General features: G+C 42.3%; 1 protein-coding gene. It reads left to right on the plus strand.

The features are described from left to right. Window positions 1–281 precede the first annotated feature (281 nt). A protein-coding gene (locus tag A3735_RS28775; RefSeq protein WP_369808172.1) for an IS3 family transposase occupies window positions 282–1813 on the plus strand; the annotation gives its coding sequence in 2 pieces (ribosomal slippage) (window positions 282–726 and window positions 726–1813; 1533 coding nt in all). Window positions 1814–2073 lie beyond the last annotated feature (260 nt).

Raw genomic sequence — 2073 nt, forward strand, 5'->3', positions numbered from 1 at the left:
AAAAGTGTACTTTATGGTAATCCTCATAGAGTTCTACTTGGTCTTTACATGAGAGTGCTATGTCGTTTTCTTCTGGGATTTTGAATAGCTTTTCTACAACGTTGATATTAAACCCTGAACTTTTGTTTTTTCCAGAAATAAGTATTTCATTTTGGAGTTGCTCTAACTCTTCAATAGCACGTTTTTTATCGTTGTAACGCGCTATTTTGCCCCCTGTGTCAGGATAGTTGTCGCCTCTGTTAATTTTTAATAATTGAATAGGAGGCGGTAAGAGAATATGAGTGAAGCATTATTCAAAAGAGTTTAAAGAAGCCATTGTTAAGAAGTGGCTTGAAAGTGGGTTATCATTAAGAACGTTTTCAGCCCAGGAAAACATAAACCTATCCACCTTGTATTCCTGGCGAGATAAATTTCAATTACCAGGTTCAAGTGTGACAAAAAGTAGTAGTCCAGATAACTGGTCTCCAGAAGCAAAGTTTTCAATTGTTCTGGAAACCGCCATGATGTCGGAGATAGAGCTAAGTGAGTATTGCCGAGAAAAAGGGCTGTACCCTGATCAGGTGAAGCAATGGAAACAATCTTGTATTAACAACAATATGACTGAGGCTCAGCGTAAGAAACAGGAAGCTGCAGAGCGCAAAGCAGATAAGAAGCGTATTAAGCAGTTAGAGAAGGAGCTAAAACGCAAAGATGCAGCACTTGCTGAAACTGCTGCATTATTGGTGCTCAGAAAAAAGCTCAATGCCTACTGGGGGGAAGACGAGGACAGCTAACCATGCTTCCAGATAGGCAATATTATGTGGAGCTGATTGATGAAGCCGTTAGTGCTGGAGCCAGAAGAGTGAAAGCCTGTGAGCTAATAGGCTTATCGCTTCGGACCTTACAACGCTGGATTGAAGATGGTGGCGTTACACAGGACAAAAGACAGTCAGCTATTAGACCTGAGCCAAAGAATAAGTTGTCAGAAACCGAGCGACAGAGCATTATCAATATCTGTAACGAGCCCGAATATGCGGACCTTCCACCCAGCCAAATCGTACCAAGGCTAGCGGATAAAGGGCAATATATTGCTTCTGAGTCCAGCTTTTATCGTGTGCTCAAAGCACATAATCAACTGGCTCACAGGGGGCGAGACAAGCCCAAAAATGGTACGAAGAAACCGAAGGGATATACGGCCACTGGGCCAAATGAAGTCTGGAGTTGGGATATTACGTACTGCCCTGCAACTGTGATAGGGCGGTATTATTACCTGTATATGATAGAAGATATCTTCAGTCGCAAAATTGTTGGCTGGGAAGTGCATGAGTCCGAGCAAGGAGAACATGCAGCAGCATTGCTTGAGCGCAGTGTTTGGTCAGAAAAGTGCGTCAGAAAATCCCTGGTGTTGCACTCGGATAATGGTAGCCCAATGAAGAGCTTAACAATGCAAGCAAAAATGCAGGATTTGGGTGTCGCCAGCTCTCGAAGTCGGCCTGGTGTAAGTAATGATAATCCGTTTTCAGAATCACTATTTCGAACCCTGAAGTACTGTCGTCGATGGCCATCTGAGGGATTTAAATCAATCGATGAAGCAAGAACTTGGGTGAAAGAGTTTGTCACTTGGTACAACACAGAGCACCGGCATAGTCGAATTAACTTTGTTACCCCAGAGCAAAGGCACTTAGGTCTGGATGAAGAAATATTATCGAAGAGGGATGAGCTTTATCGCAAGATGAAAAGAAAGAACCAAATAAGGTGGTCAAAAGCTACGCGGAACTGGGAGAAAGTGGGTGACGTTAAGTTGAACCCGGAGAAGGAAAAACAAGCAGCTTAAATGCTCAGGCGACAACTACCTTGAAAAACGCCGTATTTGAAGGACGGTTTATGGTATACACTGGAAAAATATCTTATGGCTTATATATATATCACTACCCAATTATTCATTTAATTGAACGATATGGTGGCGAAATGTCTAATAGCGATCGTATTTTGGGATACGGAGGAGGGCTAGCTTTAACATATATGATATCTAGTGTGTCTTATAAATACTTTGAAAGCCCGATACTGGTACGTAAGAGTCGATACTCCTAAATA

It is taken from the genome of Oleiphilus sp. HI0061 (assembly GCF_001635675.1).